The 16,809-nt window shown below is 46.7% G+C and carries 15 protein-coding genes; 4 read left to right on the forward strand and 11 right to left on the reverse strand.

The features are described 5' to 3' along the window. Positions 1-12: 12 nt before the first annotated feature. The 5 genes from HNR50_RS11520 to HNR50_RS11540 form a co-directional block, all read right to left on the reverse strand. The gene (locus HNR50_RS11520) at positions 13-1,146 is read right to left on the reverse strand and encodes an ABC transporter permease (protein ID WP_184746925.1); all 1,134 of its coding nucleotides are present in this window, start codon (positions 1,144-1,146) and stop codon (positions 13-15) included. Further along, on the reverse strand, positions 1,146-1,883 hold the full coding sequence (locus HNR50_RS11525) for an ABC transporter ATP-binding protein (RefSeq protein ID WP_184746926.1): 738 nt from the start codon (positions 1,881-1,883) through the stop codon (positions 1,146-1,148). Before HNR50_RS11525 ends, HNR50_RS11520 begins: the two co-directional genes overlap by 1 nt. Before the next feature lie 37 nt (positions 1,884-1,920). Beyond that, positions 1,921-2,589, reverse strand: a complete 669-nt coding sequence (locus HNR50_RS11530) for a rhodanese-like domain-containing protein (RefSeq protein ID WP_184746927.1) — start codon at positions 2,587-2,589, stop codon at positions 1,921-1,923. A 20-nt stretch (positions 2,590-2,609) separates the two neighbouring features. Then, entirely contained in the window at positions 2,610-2,810 is a 201-nt protein-coding gene (locus tag HNR50_RS11535) for a YgaP family membrane protein (protein WP_184746928.1), read from the reverse strand. A gap of 68 nt (positions 2,811-2,878) precedes the next feature. Continuing rightward, a complete protein-coding gene (locus HNR50_RS11540) occupies positions 2,879-3,559 on the reverse strand; it encodes a Crp/Fnr family transcriptional regulator (protein WP_184746929.1) in 681 nt (226 codons plus the stop codon). A 173-nt stretch (positions 3,560-3,732) separates the two neighbouring features. Between HNR50_RS11540 and ftcD the strand changes: the two genes are divergently transcribed. Next, positions 3,733-5,577: a glutamate formimidoyltransferase gene (gene ftcD, locus HNR50_RS11545; RefSeq protein ID WP_184746930.1), complete on the forward strand. Its 1,845-nt coding sequence runs from the start codon at positions 3,733-3,735 to the stop codon at positions 5,575-5,577. Positions 5,578-5,678: 101 nt separating this feature from the next. Here ftcD and HNR50_RS11550 read toward each other — a convergent pair whose 3' ends face one another. Beyond that, a complete protein-coding gene (locus HNR50_RS11550; RefSeq protein WP_184746931.1) occupies positions 5,679-6,203 on the reverse strand; it encodes a hypothetical protein in 525 nt (174 codons plus the stop codon). Positions 6,204-6,371: 168 nt separating this feature from the next. Here HNR50_RS11550 and HNR50_RS11555 point away from each other — a divergent pair, with 168 nt between their 5' ends. Next, on the forward strand, positions 6,372-8,393 hold the full coding sequence (locus HNR50_RS11555; protein ID WP_246434006.1) for a hybrid sensor histidine kinase/response regulator: 2,022 nt from the start codon (positions 6,372-6,374) through the stop codon (positions 8,391-8,393). 5 nt (positions 8,394-8,398) lie between these two features. On the opposite strand, the gene HNR50_RS11560 is transcribed toward HNR50_RS11555, so the two are convergent. The 4 genes from HNR50_RS11560 to HNR50_RS11575 are packed head-to-tail and all read right to left on the reverse strand — an operon-like array spanning position 8,399 to position 13,492. Next, positions 8,399-9,256: a response regulator gene (locus HNR50_RS11560; RefSeq protein ID WP_184746933.1), complete on the reverse strand. Its 858-nt coding sequence runs from the start codon at positions 9,254-9,256 to the stop codon at positions 8,399-8,401. Positions 9,257-9,300: 44 nt separating this feature from the next. Then, positions 9,301-10,197: a helix-turn-helix domain-containing protein gene (locus HNR50_RS11565; RefSeq protein ID WP_184746934.1), complete on the reverse strand. Its 897-nt coding sequence runs from the start codon at positions 10,195-10,197 to the stop codon at positions 9,301-9,303. Positions 10,198-10,233: 36 nt separating this feature from the next. Then, a complete protein-coding gene (locus HNR50_RS11570) occupies positions 10,234-12,027 on the reverse strand; it encodes an L-fucose isomerase (protein WP_184746935.1) in 1,794 nt (597 codons plus the stop codon). After that, a complete protein-coding gene (locus HNR50_RS11575) occupies positions 12,014-13,492 on the reverse strand; it encodes a rhamnulokinase (protein ID WP_184746936.1) in 1,479 nt (492 codons plus the stop codon). The genes HNR50_RS11570 and HNR50_RS11575 overlap by 14 nt, the downstream gene beginning before the upstream one ends. Positions 13,493-13,831: 339 nt before the next feature. Here HNR50_RS11575 and HNR50_RS11580 point away from each other — a divergent pair, with 339 nt between their 5' ends. Next, positions 13,832-14,542 carry a transporter substrate-binding domain-containing protein gene (locus HNR50_RS11580; protein WP_184746937.1) on the forward strand — a complete coding sequence of 237 codons (711 nt, stop codon included), beginning with the start codon at positions 13,832-13,834 and terminating at the stop codon, positions 14,540-14,542. Here HNR50_RS11580 and HNR50_RS11585 read toward each other — a convergent pair whose 3' ends face one another. Next, the gene (locus HNR50_RS11585; RefSeq protein ID WP_184746938.1) at positions 14,543-15,805 is read right to left on the reverse strand and encodes a zinc-binding dehydrogenase; all 1,263 of its coding nucleotides are present in this window, start codon (positions 15,803-15,805) and stop codon (positions 14,543-14,545) included. It lies immediately after the preceding gene. 197 nt (positions 15,806-16,002) lie between these two features. On the opposite strand from HNR50_RS11585, the gene HNR50_RS11590 reads away from it, so the two are divergent. Further along, positions 16,003-16,755, forward strand: coding sequence for a substrate-binding periplasmic protein (locus HNR50_RS11590; protein WP_184746939.1), 753 nt, complete (start codon positions 16,003-16,005; stop codon positions 16,753-16,755). The last annotated feature ends 54 nt before the right edge of the window (positions 16,756-16,809 follow it).

Here is a 16,809-nt window from a genome sequence, read left to right on the forward strand (position 1 = left end):
AAAGGAGAATCTTTATACGGTTTTCAACACCCTCTCGGAATTGTAAAGCCTGCTTGTTCTGAAAACGAAAAGAGCGGTTATGAGCAGATTCGACCCCAGACAGAGCAGGAATTCCAGTGGAGGAAATCCCTCAGTCAGCAGGCTTTTCATGACGAAAACGCCATTGACCAGGGGAATCATATAATATACCGGCCCGGCGGCCGCTTCCATATTCATCGTAATGACAACGGCGAAAAGCCCCAGCATGTAAACGGGCATCACATAGCTTCCGCCCTCTTTCAGGTTTCTCGCCAGGCTGCCCAGGTATACCATCAGAGATGATACGACGGAGCTTACGGAAACCAGAACCAGAAGAAGCTGCAGGATTTTTAAGGGAGAAAAGAGTGCCAGGCTGAAATTGTCCACAGCTCCGGAACCTCTTAAGAGAATAATCATACCCAGGCCCATGCCGATGACTGAACTGAAGCTGTTCAGGATGGAACAGATTATGACATAAAATGTTTTTCCCAAAGCAATGGAAGTACGGGAAATCTGATTGACCAGAAGAACGGCGATTGTGCCTCTCTCTTTCTCTCCCGCCGTGACATCGAGAACCAGAGACATGGCCCCGATGAGCAGAAACAGGATGAGAATATAGGGTATGAAAACGGCGAAAAGCGCTCCGCCTTTCTTTTCTTCCGGAGCCGTATCGGTTTTTCTGATCCGGAAGATCTGCAGGTCTTCCCGCTTTAATCCCGCCTGTTCCAGGATTGAGTCGCCCAGAAGGTCATTGTATTCCCTCAGAGCCTCTTCCGCTTTATCCGCCGCATAGGTCATCCGGGACGAAGAGGAATCGTATAGGATTTCCACTTCCCCACCCCGGTTTCTTATGACCAGGGATTGATCGCTCACCCCCTGGTCCGATTCGATATAAGAAATTTTTGTCGCCAGAATATCGGAAAAACGGTCATCACCGAACCTCTGGAATTCCACATAATAAATGCTCCCGGCTTTTTCTTCATTCTGTTTTTTCTCAACAGCAGCCATTCCGGAAAAGAGAACGGGAAAAAGAATAAGCGGCAATCCGAAAGTCATAAGCATTGTTCTTTTGCTTTTAAAGAGATTGAGAAACTCTTTGCGCATGATAATCAGTGCATCTGTAAACACTACTGTTCCTCCCTTCCCGAAAGTTTGAAAAACAGATCTTCCAGAGAGGATTCTCCGCTTTCAGCGAGCAGCTCATCAAGCGTTCCCTGGGCCGCCAGCTTTCCATCGATAAGAATGCCGATTCTGTCGCCCAGTTTTTCCGCTTCGCTCATGATATGAGTGCACAGAATAATGGTTTTGCCTTCGCTTCTGCACTGCTTTATATAATCGAGAACGATCCTGGAAGCCATGATGTCGAGGCCGCTGGTCGGTTCATCGAATAGAATGACCAGCGGGTCGTGAATCTGACTGATGGCTATGGATATTTTCTGCTTCATACCCGTGGAGAGTTTATCCACCGGTTTATCGAGAAAATCCTCCATTTCCAGATGATCGGCCAGAAGGGAGATTTTCGCTTTCAGACTGTCCGGTTTCATTTTATTGAGTTTTCCGAAGAAATTAAGCCATTCCCGGCCGGTCAGACTTCCGGCGAGCCGCATTTCCCCTGTAAGAAAACCGAGCACGGACCGCACTTCGCGGCCTTTTTCAGCGACATTCATTTCATTTACATAAACCTGACCGCTGTCCGGTTTTAATAAAGTGGCTATCGTCTGAAGCGTCGTGGTTTTACCGCTTCCGTTCGCCCCGAGAAGACAGAAGACTTCTCCGGGATCGGCCTGAAAACTCAAACCTTTGAGTACTTTTTTGCTGTTCTTCCTCTGGGGGAAGGATTTGTAGACATTGTCGAGTCGTATCATGATGTAATTTTAGATAAACTTAGATTAAAAGTAAACCTTACTTTGTCGGATAACCTCTCGAGAGCCAGTCTCCGATGCCATAGCGAAGATTATAGACTCTCTTGTATCCCTCTCTGAGAAGAATTGAAGATGCCGCCGTACTTCTGTTGCCGGACTGACAATAGAGGAGAACGGCGTCTTCCTTATCAAGCATCAGATCCGGCAGGCGCTCTTCCAGTTCCTGAATGGGAAGGAGAATCGCCCCTTCAATGCGCACCGAATTGAACTCAGCTGCGGTTCTGACATCGATGATGGTCATATCTCTGCTTTCGAGAAGATCCCGGGCTTCAGCGGCGCTTAAATCAGTAAGGGAAGCTGCCTTCAGATCGATGACATTGAGTGTTCCTTCACTTTCTCCCAGCGAGAAAGAATAAGTGCCGCTTTTTGTCATTTTTACATATGGAATGTCATTTCCTTTTCTGGTAAGAACCATATCTATATCCAAATCCGGAACAGTAAAAGGAATAGATACAGTATCGGGGAGATCGAATACGATATAATCTCCCCTGTAGACTGTATATTGTAAGGATTGGAATCCCCCCCCGACAGGGAGAACTCTAAGCCCCCGCTCCAGCGTACCCGATACAGATTGCTGCCCCGAAGCCCTCTGTCCGCCGCAGGATACAAGAAGAATGAGAAGAAATATATATAATGATGTTTTTTTCAATTTGTTTTTACCGCTGCCTTTTAATCTTTTTTGCCTGTATTGATTTTAAATGGCAGATAAAGAGGACAGAATGACAGGAGAGAAGTTCCCAGGAAAATTCCTCCCGGAATGCCCAGCCACCAGAGACGACCTGAACTTATCTGCAGATATACAGCTGCCGCGATTAATATTATCCCTGCGACAAAACGAATGAGCCTGTCGGTTTTTCCCATATTTTTCATAAATTTCTCCTAGTGAATCAAAATAAATAGAACTTACATAGCAATGGACAGACTTTCAGTGACTTAGGTTACATTAAGTATCTTTTTTTTAATTTTTGTTCATTGGTAACAAGAATATTGCCGCGGCCGAGTTTTAACAGATCGGCTTTTTCCATGTCCTTAAGAAGGCGGCTGATAACTTCTCTTGAGGAACCGAGCTCTTCGGCGATCTGCTGGTGCGTTTTTCTGACTGAGGAATCTCCTCCGGTTGCCGACAGTAGAAATCTGACCAGCCTCGTATCGAGATTGGTGAACAGAATTTCATCTATGAACTCCAGAAGCTGATGGAAACGGCTGTTATAGAGCTGGAAAATGAAATTCCGCCATCCTTCATAACGATTGACAAAATCCTTTACGACTGCTGAAGGAACAAGAAGAATCCGAGCCTTATTCTCGCAAAGCGCATTGGCCGGATAGGCTGTTCCATTGAGAATCCCCAATGCCGATAGAATACAGCTTCCCTCCTCCCGGATGTAGTAAAGAACGATTTCTCTGGCGTTTTCTGAAGATTTGGTTACTTTAATACTGCCTTGCAGAACGAATGGCAGATACAGGCAGGGTTCGCCATGGCTCAGCAGGACATCTCTCTCGTCCAGATCGACTAAGCGCGCGGTTTTTTCCAGGATTTCATAGTCTACCGGGGACACGGTCAATTGACTGTGACGCGCGAGATAAGTGGTTACTTCCCGGCTGATCGAACTCTCTGACAACTTCCATCCTCACTTGTATTATAAACATTATAGCATTAGAAAATGGAAAATGTATAAAACATCAACAATTACATAAGAGCTTATGCTTTTTCATTGCCCGCATGGCTGTTCAGGTGTACTATAAATAACAGGAAAACAGGGTCCTGCCCATGTAAAACAAGAGGTAATAATAGATGAGTCAAAAACTGGTGGAATGTGTTCCCAACTTCTCTGAAGGCGCCGATATGGCGAAAATAGGTGAAATAACCAGAACAATTGAATCGGTCAAAGGAATCAGGCTTCTCGATGTGGATCCCGGCGCCGATACAAACCGCACAGTCGTCACTTTCGTCGGTTCTCCCGATGATGTGGAAGAAGCGGCCTTTCTGGCTATAAAAAGAGCCTCCGAGATTATTGATATGAGAGCTCACAAGGGAGCCCATCCCAGAATGGGCGCCACCGATGTCTGTCCCTTTATCCCCGTTGAAGGCGTTACCATGGACGATTGTGCCGAAATGGCCCGAAGAGTGGGAAAACGGGTCGGAGACGAATTGAGAATCCCTGTTTATCTCTATGAAAACGCCGCGACCTCCGAAGAGAGGCGGAACCTCGCCCATGTGCGGAAAGGGGAATATGAAGGACTTGAGGAAAGACTGAAAGATCCCTACTGGAAACCGGATTTCGGACCGGCTGATTTTAATGCCGGAGCAGGCGCCACAGCCATAAGCGCCAGAGAATTCCTCATTGCCTATAACATATCTCTCAATACGAGAGAGAGCAAATACGCTACGGACATAGCTTTTGAACTGAGAAAAAAAGGGAGAGTCGCCCGGACCGGCAACACATTACCTTTTTATTTTAAGGGGAAACTGGCCTATTACAGCGAAAATAATTATCCCTGCGGCAATTGTGATTTCATTGCAAAGAAACCGGAAGGCCTGACCGAACATTACAAAGCGGACCATGATATAGATTTTGCCGAACTCTGTTCTCTGCACGATGTGGATATGGACAAAATGCCGGGGCGCGGCGTTCTCCGGGCCGGCAAATTCGATTACTGCAAATCAATCGGATGGTATGTCGATGAATACGAGAGGGCCCAGCTCTCCATAAACCTGACCAACTACAGGGAAACACCGGCCCACCTCGTTCTGGAAGAAGCCAGAAGACTGGCATCCGAGCGGGGACTAGTCGTAACGGGCAGCGAAATTGTCGGGCTTGTTCCTTTCCAGGCCATTCTGGAATCGGGAAAATACTACCTTGAGAAACAGGGCCAATCCACAGGAATTCCTGTCAGGGACATTATAAAAGCCGCCATCCAATCCATGGGGCTTGATGATCTGGCGCCCTTTGATATCGAAAAAAAGGTTATCGGACTCCCGAAGGAATATGACAACGCACTCGTCGATATGACGTTGAGAGATCTGACCGATGAAGTCTCCCGAGAGACTCCGGCACCGGGAGGCGGTTCCATAGCCGCGGCAGCGGGTGCTATGGGAGCGGCGCTTTCCTCAATGGTGTCCAATCTGACACAGGGAAAGGCGGGATCGGAAGACATTGACGCGGTCATGACTGAAAATGCCGAAAAAGCCCAGGTTCTGAAGGACGCTCTTCTCCTGGCGGTAGATGAAGACACAAATGCGTTCAACGCTTATATGAACGCGCTCAGACTCCCTAAAAAGACTGCTGAGGAAAAAGAATACCGCCTTGAGCAAATGGATGCGGGCCTGAAGGAAGCCGTAAATGTCCCCTGGCAGACTGCAGTCAGAAGTTTCGAAGCGATCGAAACGGCGAAAGTAGCGGCGGAACTGGGTAACGTCAATTCCATTACCGATGCGGCAGTAGGCGCGCAGATTGCCTATGCAGGTGTCAGAGGCGGATTACTTAATGTACTGATAAACCTCAAGGACATAAGAGACAAATACTTTGTGGAGGAGATGGAGAAGAAATGCGCCGAACTGGAAATAAAGGCGACAGAACTTCTGAAAATGATTAATTCCTTTGTAGACAACAAACTGCTGGAATTGAGACGTCCATAAAAGCCTTAAGGGGAGAGAATCAATGAAGAGCATAATGACACCGGCGGCGTTGTCAGAGATCAGAATGAAGCAGCACATTAAAAAACAAGCTGCCCATCCCCTTAATTGATATTTACAAGCTTCTCTGTATTCTGGAGAAGCTTTTTTCTTCTCCGTTCGACACGGCCCCGGTCGATACCGAACTCCGCGGCTATGGCGCGAATGGATTTGTCAAAGATGACAGGATCGATTTTACTCCAGAGTTCTTCGTTGTTGGCATATGTGGGTATCCCGAGTTTCTGTCTCGTTCTGCAGACATAGGAATCGGAAACGCCGTATTCCCTGGCCAGATCGGAGTCGCGGTATTTTCCGAGTTTTTCAAGAAACTCCCGGTATTCCTCTTCAGACATGAGAGAGCGTTTTTCTTTATCCGGATCGGATTTCTGTAATCTCCTGCGGTTCTTGAGAGACTGGTTTTTTATTGAGAGCCGCCTCAATTCGGTCAGAAGCTCATCGACATGCTCCTGAGCGTCTTTGAGATCCTGAGAGAGTAAATCGAATTCCTCAATCTTTCTGGCCGCGCATTCGCGGCAGTGTCCATGGATGAGGACACCGTAAATTTCTTTATCGCATACAATGCAGTGCATGAAAATGATCCTATTTATGTATTAAATTGTTTTTTAATCAGCCGGATGTAATTATTTATATATATAATAACAGAAAATACGTTGAACTCAAGTCTTTTATAACAACAGAATCCTCCTGAGAAAGATTGTTGAAATTATTCTATAATTAAATATACTTTATTGTTGAAGATGAACTTGAACCCGGAAATAATGCAGCAGGTTTTTATGAACAACTCCGATTCAGTGGCAATTGTATCAGAAAACCGCCATCTTATCTGCAATAAATCCTATATGAGCCTCTTCGGTCTGAAAAGCTTCAACGACGGCGAAGATCTGCTATTCACGGACTGTTTTCCTGAAGAGGAGCAGGAGAATGTCAGGAAACTTATCAGGGAGCTACAGACCGGTAAGAGCGAAAACCGCTTTATTAAAACCAGAGGCGTGAGACAGGACGGAACATTGTTCCCTCTTGAATTATCCGTATCCTGCTCCCCTTCCGATAACGGAAGCCCGCCCGTCTTTCTCATAGCTGCCAGAGATAACAGAGAGCTTATAAAAATGGAGATCGAGCTGGAAAAAAGCCGACGTTCCCTGTCTCTCATAAAGCAGTGCCATCAGATACTCCTCAAAGAAGAACAGGAGCAGTTTTTTCTCGATAAGATTTCGGCCGTCATAAGCAAAACGGATGATTATGACCTGACATGGTATTCCCTTCAGAAAGATGACGGCAACTTATGCACTGGAAGTTTCTCCGGGGGAAACAAACTGATCGGCTCCATCCGCTCCCTGTTCCTGTCATCAAAAGCAATGAAAGAAAAGAAAACCATCATATACGATAATCTGGACGGCTTTTTTGATGATGCGGATGAAAAGGAAAACATTTCGGCAGGAGGATACAACTCACTGATCTGCCTGCCGATCATCGTTGATAAAAAAGCGCTGGGAACCCTCAGCATCTATTCAAAAAAAGCCTATGTTTTTTCAGACGACAGGGAGAATCTGGAAAATCTCCTGGAGGATATCAGTCACGGAATACAGTCAATCCGGCTCAAGAACAAACAGAATGAACTGGAAATGCAGCTCCTTCAAGCTCAGAAAATGGAAACCATAGGGACTCTGGCCGGAGGAATCGCTCACGACTTCAATAATATCATGACGCCGATCCTCGGTTATTCGGAGATAATTCTGAACAAACTCCGCTCCGATGATCCGCTGTACAGATATAATCAGCAAATCTTCAACGGAGCGGTCCGGGCCAAAGAACTGGTGAAACAGATTCTGGCCTTCAGTCATATGGAAAGCCGGAAAAAAGAACCGGTTTTTATTGACAGGATCGTTAAAGAATCCCTGCAGCTTATGGGTGCCATCATTCCCAGAACCATTAATATCTACAAGCACATTTGCAATCATTGCGGAAAAGTCATGGGTGATCCCGCCCAAATGCATCAGGTAGTTACCAATCTCTGTACAAATGCCTTTCAATCCATGGAAGAAAAAGGTGGAAATCTGACTGTGGAACTGAAAAAGGTGACAGTTGATCAGAAGATGAAAAAGCAATATCCCGAACTTAAAACCGGACAGTACGCCCAGCTGATTGTTGCCGATACAGGCCAGGGCATGAGTCCGGAAATAAGGAACCGCATTTTCGAACCCTTCTTCACGACCAAACCCGTCGGAAAAGGTACCGGCCTCGGCCTGTCGGTCGTCCATGGGATTATAAGCAGTCATGACGGCTCGATTCATGTCGAAAGCCGCGAAGGAATGGGGACGCTATTCCGGATTCTCCTCCCCCTTATACCGGAAAATGAGGAAGAGATATCTTCCGAAGATAAACCTGAGGGACAGGAAAACATGATTCTGCTGATCGATGATCATAAAGACATTACTGAGCTCCTGAAAATCATGTTGATCAACAGCGGTTTCGCAGTAAAGAGCTCCAATGACTCACTGGACGCTCTGAGCCTTTTTTCCAAAAGCCCCGATCTTTTCACACTGCTTATTACCGATCTGAACATGCCTGATATAAGCGGGCTGGATCTTTTGAAAGAGATAAGGAGAAAACGGAAGGATCTGCCGGCCATCCTCATAACCGGCCATGAGGAAAACCTGACGGAACGGGAAAAAAGAGACCTGAATATTAAAGAAGTGATTCATAAACCGATACTGCGAAATACGCTTATTGATGCTGTACACCGCTGCTTTTCCGACTGATCATTTCACTTATCTGTTTTATAATTCAGATCGATCTGGCCTTTCGTATCGAAATCTTCATTTGTCGACAGATATATCTGATGGACTATGTCCTGATTGGAAGTCAGTTTTTCCAGCCCCCTCTTACCGAAAAAGGCATCAATGGCTTCAATCAGGCTGTTGCAGATATCGACGCCGTTCAGGGAAAGATTCGATTCTATTGCCTGCCTGACAGCTTTCTCGCTGGTCAGAACCTTTACGTTGTCGCTGTTTTCACTTATGGAGACCAGAGACTTAATGAATCTTTCCAGAACGAACTCCGATTGCTTTTCCATATGAACATCGCTCATCAGAATCATTATGCGGGGATCGGAAATATCATTGGACTCGATGATTTCCCGTATTTTCCAGTAAACCAGGTCCAGTTTCGTACTGTTCAGTCCCATGGCGACTTCTACGAGAATGATATTCTGATTGACATGGAGATTGAGCTGACAGGAAGTTGAATCAACATTGATGCTATGGGAAAGGAAAGAATCGACAGTTTCGAAGAACTGATCTATCTTCAGAGGCTTGACAAGAAAACGCCTGACCTTGACCCGGCATAACTCGACGATCCGTTCCTGGGTAAACTCCCGCGCTGTAAAAATGACAGGAGTTTCGCTGATATTGATATCCTCACCTTTTTTTTTGAGTAGATTGTTTACGCTCTGGCGGTTTAATCCGTCATCAATTATCACCAGATCGGGACGGTGTTTCCGGAGCTGATTGAGCCCGTCAAACCCGCTGCGAGCCGTGTGTACGACAAATCCCTGAGTCTCAAACATATATTTTGCAAATTTCCTGAATAGAGAGGATTCATCCACTACCAGTATTGTGTCCATCAGCCTATTTTAAGCAGAGATACGAAATTTTGTACAGTTTATTTTCAGCGGTTAAAGGAAGTCTTTCTGAACCGGGCCGGACCGGTACCGTATTTTCGGATAAACATGCGGCTGAAATAGGAACGGTCGCAGAATCCGCTCATAACAGCTATCTCATCAATAGAGTAATTGCTGTGATGAAGCAAAGTGCAGGCGTGCTCCAGCCTTCTGCCTATAAGAAATTCCCTGGGGCTTTTACCGGTGTTCTTTCTGAAGAGCCTGCTGAAACCGTTCTCCGATATATTAATCAGCTCCGCAAGATCTTTTACCTGTAACGGTTCGAGATAATGGGATTCCATATAACCGAGAATCCGCTCAATTCTGTCATCGACTATTCCATCGGGCCAGTCCAGATCGGGAATCTCCAGAAAGAGAAGGTTGATAAGGGCTCTCACGGAAAAAATGGATTGCCGGTCCATAACATTCGCAGGATGGCTCAACTTTTCTCTCAACTCATCAACAAGCCGGATTTTTTCTCCCTTCGCTTCGTATTCATAGACCGCCGGGCCGATGTGGTCCCAGGGCAGCCCGGCAGTAAAATGAATAAAAAAATGCTTCATGGACTTCAGAGGCCGTTCATTATCATCATCGCTGACAGGACATCCCATAAGGAAATTCCTCTCTTTCCTGGGAGCATTCAGTTCAAAACGCGACCCGAAAGCTGTGTTGGGAGGGATAAGATAAAGACGGGAGGGTTTCATTTCCCATTCTTTCCCTTTGAGAAATATGGATGCCCCGTCCCGGTCATTCCAGTAGATTCTCCAGTAGGGGGCCAGAAGAGAATCGTGCTGCCAGTAATAAACATCCCAGTAACTGCAGCGGAGAACCTTGATATCGTATTTGAGAAAACCCATGGAAAAGGGGGGAAGCCCCCCCTCTCTATAGATACCGATTTCGTTCATTAAACCCAGTATAGGTTTATCTTTTCTATCTGGCAATTATTTATACAACGGCCCGAAGTTGGCGCATGCCCTGTAGTCGGCACCTTCCCTGTCCATACCGAAAGATGCCCAGGCGGAAGGCCGGAAGATCTTCTCTTCCGGAACATTGTGCATGGAAACAGGGATTCTGAGCATGGAAGCCAGTGTTATCAGCTGCGCTCCGATATGACCGTAGCTGATGGCACCGTGGTTGGCGCCCCAGTTGGCCATTACCGCGTAGACATCGCGGAAGTTCCCCTCTCCGGTCAGCCGCGGAGCAAACCAGGTTGTAGGCCATGTCGGATTGGTCCGGTCATCAAGGGTGTCGTGTACATTTGCGGGAATCTCCGCGGTGAAACCTTCAGCAATCTGCAGGACAGGTCCCAGTCCGTTGACCAGATTAACGCGGCTCATGGTTACGGGCATACCGCCTTTAGTCAGAAAGTCCGTGGAATAACCGCCGCCTCTGAAATAGCCTGTATCGGCAGGCCGGAAAAGCGTGGCGTCGAGACAGTTTTTCGCGTCCTCCTCCGTCACATCCCACCAGGGTTTCATAACCGGTTCACCATTTTCGCTCATGGCACCCGAACCGTCGAGTGTCGTCGATCCCGAGTTGATAAGGTGGATGAGTCCGCCTTCCGCCAATCCCTCAGGTTTCCAACCTGTAACCCGCTCGATCGCTTCGGGGCTCCAGTAGGTTCTGACATCACTGAAAATCTGGGCGCGGTCGGAGAGCAGATGGCCGAAGAGCATGGGCACGGCATTGAGCGAATCGTTTTCCGTTGCCATGACATAGGGTTCCCTGATTCCGTTCCAGTCGAAGGAGGTATTGAGCATGGTTTCCATAAAATCGCCGTTGGCTTTGTAATCTGTCCACTGGCGCTGCCCCTGGAAACCGCCCGCGATGGCGTTGCGCCCCATGGCCTCTTCTCCATATCCTATTTCAGCCAGTTTCGGATTCCCCACCATGAGGTCCCTGGCGATCAAAGTCATTTTAACCGAGGTTTCCCAGTCTTCCTGCTTCTGTTCCGCCGTTCTCTGTTTATCCGCCGGATTGTCATCTTTCCCGACCTTGCAGAACTCGGCAACCCATTTCATGGCTTTTTCATATTCCTCTTTGTCATATATCTCCTCATCGATGCGGCGCATAAACTCAACCATATCGACCGTTTCCGTGCGGACACCGAGGTATTTGAGGAAGAAATCCTGATCCACGATGGAACCGGCTATGCCCATGGAAACATTCCCGAGAGACAGGTAGGATTTGTCTTTCATATATGCCACGGCCAGGCCCGCTTTGGCAAAATCGAGTATTTTGCCTTTTACATCGTTGGGGACCGACGTATCATCGGAATCCTGTACATCCCGTCCGTAAATTCCGAAAGCAGGTAGTCCTTTTTGAGTGTATCCCGCCAGAACCGCTGCGAGATAGACGGCCCCCGGTCTTTCCGTGCCGTTGAACCCCCAGACAGCCTTCGGCATATGAGGATCCGTATCCATTGTTTCCGATCCATAACACCAGCATGGTGTTACAGTCAGAGACACACCCACATTTTCCCGCTTGAACTTATCGGCGCAGTCCGCCGCTTCGGCAAAGCCGCCGATGGTTGTGTCGGCGATGACACATTCCACAGGCAGCCCGTTGGGATGTTTCAGATTCTCTGAAATCAGTTTAGCGGCGCTTTTCGCCATATTCATTGTCTGTTCTTCCAGCGATTCGCGGACCCCGTTGCGACGTCCGTCGATTGTCGGTCGGATTCCCACTTTCGGCATGGAGCCGCGTAGGCGGTTTACAGCTTTATTCATTTTCATTTTTTATCTCCTTCATTTCCCGATATATATTGATGAGTTCTTTTCGCTCTTCCTGAAAGGCGGGGCTGTATTCCCTCATGGGAAAACTGTCCGCAGCGATTTTTCTGATTTCTCCGGCAGAGCCGATGTGGCCTAATCCGTAAGCCTGAACAAGCCCGTTACCCAGAGCCGTCCCCTGATCAATTCCCGCAATGACTCTTTTCCCGCAGAGGTCAGCCGTGCGCTGGCAGAGATAGGTATTCTTTATGCCGCCCCCGAGAATAAAAAGTGTCCGGATTGTCTCTCCTGAGAGCATTTCCAGATTCTCCAGATTGACGGCGTATTCCAGAGCCAGGCTGTCGAGGAGAACTTTGGCCGCCTCCCCTCTTGTCAGCTCTTCTCTCTTTCCGTTCAGTCCCGCGAGGTACCGGTTAATTTTTTCCGTCATATGACCGGGAGACTGAAAATCGCTCTGTTCCAGGTCGACAAAACCTTTCGAGACGGCCGATGCGGCCTCACGGCACATTTTCCCGTAATCCCAGGGATCTGAAGAATGTTCCCACTCTCTCTTCAACTCCTGAAAGGGGTAGAGACCGGTTATATTCCGGCAGAGATACCAGGAATCAAGCGACGCTTCATTTGTAAAACCATTCTGCAGATACTGGAGACCTGTAAGGGCATTATCATTGATTTTTCCGAGAATGCTCCATGTGCCGCTGCTTAGAAAAGCGGTATCACCGGTTCTTTCGGGAACAATCGCCGCAACAGAAGCCGTATCATGAGAACAGGTGGTAAGAACTTTCAAACCTTTATATCCTGTTAGATCCTCCAGTTCGCTTCTCAATGTGGAGAGAACAACCCCGGGCTTGATAATTTCACTGAATATAAAAGGGATTTCAAAGGAATCGAGAATCTTCCCGGACCAGCGGCCTTCGCAATCGGCCATAAGGGACGTACTGGCAATAGTCAGCTCCGATTTCTTTTCTCCGCAGAGAAGATAGTTGAACAGATCCGGCGTATTGAGAAAAGCATCAGTCCGCAATAACTGTTCCGGTTTATTATCCTTTAGGGATTTCAGCTGGAACAATGAACCGATGTTCCACGGGAGAGCCCCTGTTTCGGAAAAAATCTCCTCATCATCCATAGGGCTGTCTGCTTTTGCATCATCGGTTCTGCTGTCCCGGTAATGAACAGGATTACCGATCAGATCGCCGTAACAGTCGAGTAAACCGAAATCGACACCCCAGGTATCGACCGCAATACTGTCCAGGGGGATCTCCCGTATCCGGGCGATTTTCAGGGACGTCAGAATTTCATTGAAGAGATAGGGAAGATCCCAATGGAGGGTTCCCCCGAGCAAAACCGGACGGTTGGGGAAACGGTGTATTTCCTCCAATTCCGCTTTTCCATCTTTCAAGCTGACGATGATGGCTCTTCCGCTTTCGGCTCCGAAATCCAGAGCCATGTAATTACCTTGATGAATCATAATTTCATAGTAAGATCCCATTGCGCTGATGTCGATTTACAAATCATTCCATTTTGTGTGTAAATCAAACATGAGGACCGGATGCCCGGTCCGAACAAAGACTGCGAAACATTGAGCTGTCGGCATTTGCGCGTCCTCATTTGAGCGGCGAACAAGTGGAGCGCAGGCAATAATTTACCCGGTCCGAACAAAGACTGCGAAACATTGAGCTGTCGGCATATGCTCGTCCTCATTTGAGCGGCGAACAAGCAAAGCCCTGAGATCGCCTTGAATTAGTTATAACAAATAATATTATGAAAAAAGCTATGAATTGAATTAAAATAAATAATAGAGGTAAACGTGAAAAAGATTCTCATTACAGCCCAACTGATTTCTGTTCTTTTTCTTCTGACGGGACAGGATCTGAGGCTGGCAGAGATCGAAGATCAGGCCATACAGAGCATCTGCTCCACAATACTGGTGGATTTATACAAAGAAGTTGGTCTTGATGTGGAAATAGTACCGATGACAGCCTTACGGGCCCAGCAGGAAGCTACGAGCGGAAAGGTTGACGGTGAAGTGGGCAGAATAGCCTCATATGGACAGATTTTTCCCCAGATGATAAAAGTTCCGACAATCCTTTACAGCAATACCACTCTCGCTTTCGTGCGGAAAGACAGCGGAATAGACCATGTAACAAAAGAGGAACTGAAAAACTACAGAGTCGCCAGGATAAAAGGCGTTGTGAATACGGACAGACTGACAGAAAAGGTCGAACAAGTTTACGATTTCGACAATATGGAAGCCATGATGGAATTTGTCACAATGGGCCGTGCTGATATAGCTCTGACCAGCCGCATAGGAGGACTCTGTACCCTTGCGGCTACAGGCAACGATGAACTTACCGGATTACCGGATCCCGTTATCTCACAGGATCTCTTCCATTATCTGCACAGGAGAAACAGCCATATCGTTTCGCTGATCGATAAAAAGCTGAGAGAATTTAAGGAGAGCGGTGAGTTGGAGGAGCAGATCCTTCAAATAGAGAATGAGCTCCTCAATAAACCCTGATCAGATATTTTTAGCGTTTTTTAATAAATACTGTTCGGCTTCAGTTGACCACAACCCGTTGTTCCGGTCACAAATGACTGCCAGTTCCTTGAAAAAAGGATCGGCTTTTCCTTTTTCCTCAAAATCGGCAATGGCCGTCAGATCCATGGAAATACCTGTGTATATGAGTTTTTTTCCACCGGGAATTTTGGGAAGATTGATCGTCGTTTCCACAACTGCATCAAGGCCGCCGATATGTGTAATCATGGCAGCGGGGTTTATTTCCCCCCGGGACATCATCTCGAGAGATTCCCGCATATCATCCGTATTGCCGCCGCTTGTTCCGACAATATGATGTGCCGCATAATGGACGTCATAGAAATTCATGGACGCCGAAAAGTCCGTATTGGAAGGACCGGCGAAAAAGTTGAGACATCCGTCTTTACCGAGCAGAGCATCCCCCTGTTCAACCACAGGCTTGACGGGAGCCATGACAAAAACATCATCAAAGCCGGCTCCCTTATTGAGATCCATAAGAGTTTTGACAGGATCATCAGATTCAGAAGTGTTCACATAAGTGAGCTCTACACCATTGGCAGCGGCTTCTTCTACGGTATAAATGGAAGCAGCTCTTTCAAGCCGGGCTTTGTCAATATCTGTAACAACAAGCCTTGCCGGTCTTTTGTCGCAGTGAATCGTATAATCGATCAGTCCCAGCCCCATTGGTCCGACACCGGCCAGAACCGCCATGGAACCGCCTTCGACGATTCCCATATTGTGGATATAGGTGCCCTGCTTAATGTGGTAGTTCGCATGCATGGCCCCGACGAGACAGGACATGGGTTCAGCCAGAGATCCCATAAAAAAGGCATCTCCTTTGTAGGGAAGAAGGCAATCCATTTCCATAACCTCTTCGGGAATAATGATATATGTAGCGTCACCGCCGATATACTGATAGGAATAACCCGGCGCGTCGAGGCTTCCCTTGTAATTGAGAGCGGGCTGAATCGAAAATCTGTCGCCGCTCTTGAATTTCGAGGACCATCTGGAACCGACTTCCACAATCTCTCCGCAGAACTCATGTCCGATCATGACAGGATTATCCGCCACATTATCGGGAACGCGCTTGTGATCGGCTCCCTGACTCTGAGCCTTGTAGGAAGACATGCAGATACTGTCGGAAACAATCCTGGCCAGGATCTCGCCCTCTTTCAATGCCGGCAATTCAAACTCTTCCAATCTTAAATCGCCTTTACCGTAAAGACGTACTGCTTTTGTTTTCATATTTCTACTCCTGATTCTATCACTTTCAATCAAACTTTCGTTATACTTAATTTTATCTTTCGTATAGCTTTTCTGTCAATGTTATTTATGGTCAATTATTCTTTCTTTTCTGACTTTCTTTACGGATTCATCAAAACCAATTATGGAACATTGAATTGAAGAACATATGAATTACAATTTCAAATAGAGGTAATGATATGAGGGTTCTATCATTTATTTTATTTTTTATTTTCATTCTGAATCTATCCGGAGAAGAAACTATCCAATGGGTCTTTACTGATTACGAGCCGGCCAATTTTGTAGACGAAAAGGGAAACTATGCAGGCTTTCTTTATGAAATAACTATAGAAGCTCTGGAAAACAGAATGGGTATTCCTGTAAAAATATCCATTTACCCATGGCCCCGATGCCAGCACCTGGTCAAAGAAGGTGACTGCGACATAATGATCACAATACCTACCAGGGAAAGATTGGAATACACAATTCCCACAGAACTTCCTGTATGGATAAAAAGAAGGCTCATTTATACATATATAAATCATGAGGAACTGGAAACCATAAACCGATTGGACGGTTTTTCAGATATAAAAATGGCAGGATATTCCGTCATATCCTATATAGGGAATGACTGGATAAAAGAATACGTAGTCGATGATTTCCATATACCTGTTGAATATGCTAAAACTGTCGAAGGAATGTACAGAATGCTTTCTGCCAAAAGAGGTGATCTGGTCATAGAAGAAAAGAGCATTGCCCATTCAAATATAAAAAATCTTGGTCTAACCGAGCTGATTGTAGAAACAGAAGGAGTTGCGAATGAAAGCCATTTCCACCTTCTGATCAGCAAACAATCATCCTTCAGAAATATAATATCCGAACTGAATAGTGTTCTCAATGATATGTGGGAGGATGGCACAATCCAAAAGATTCTGTCCAAATACGGCGCCTGACCCCCAAAAAGGCGCCGGAAAGCTGAGCGTATTTCAATACTCAAGTTTTCCGGC

Source organism: Spirochaeta isovalerica, from assembly GCF_014207565.1.
In the GTDB taxonomy this organism is placed as follows: Bacteria; Spirochaetota; Spirochaetia; order DSM-2461; family DSM-2461; genus Spirochaeta_F; species Spirochaeta_F isovalerica.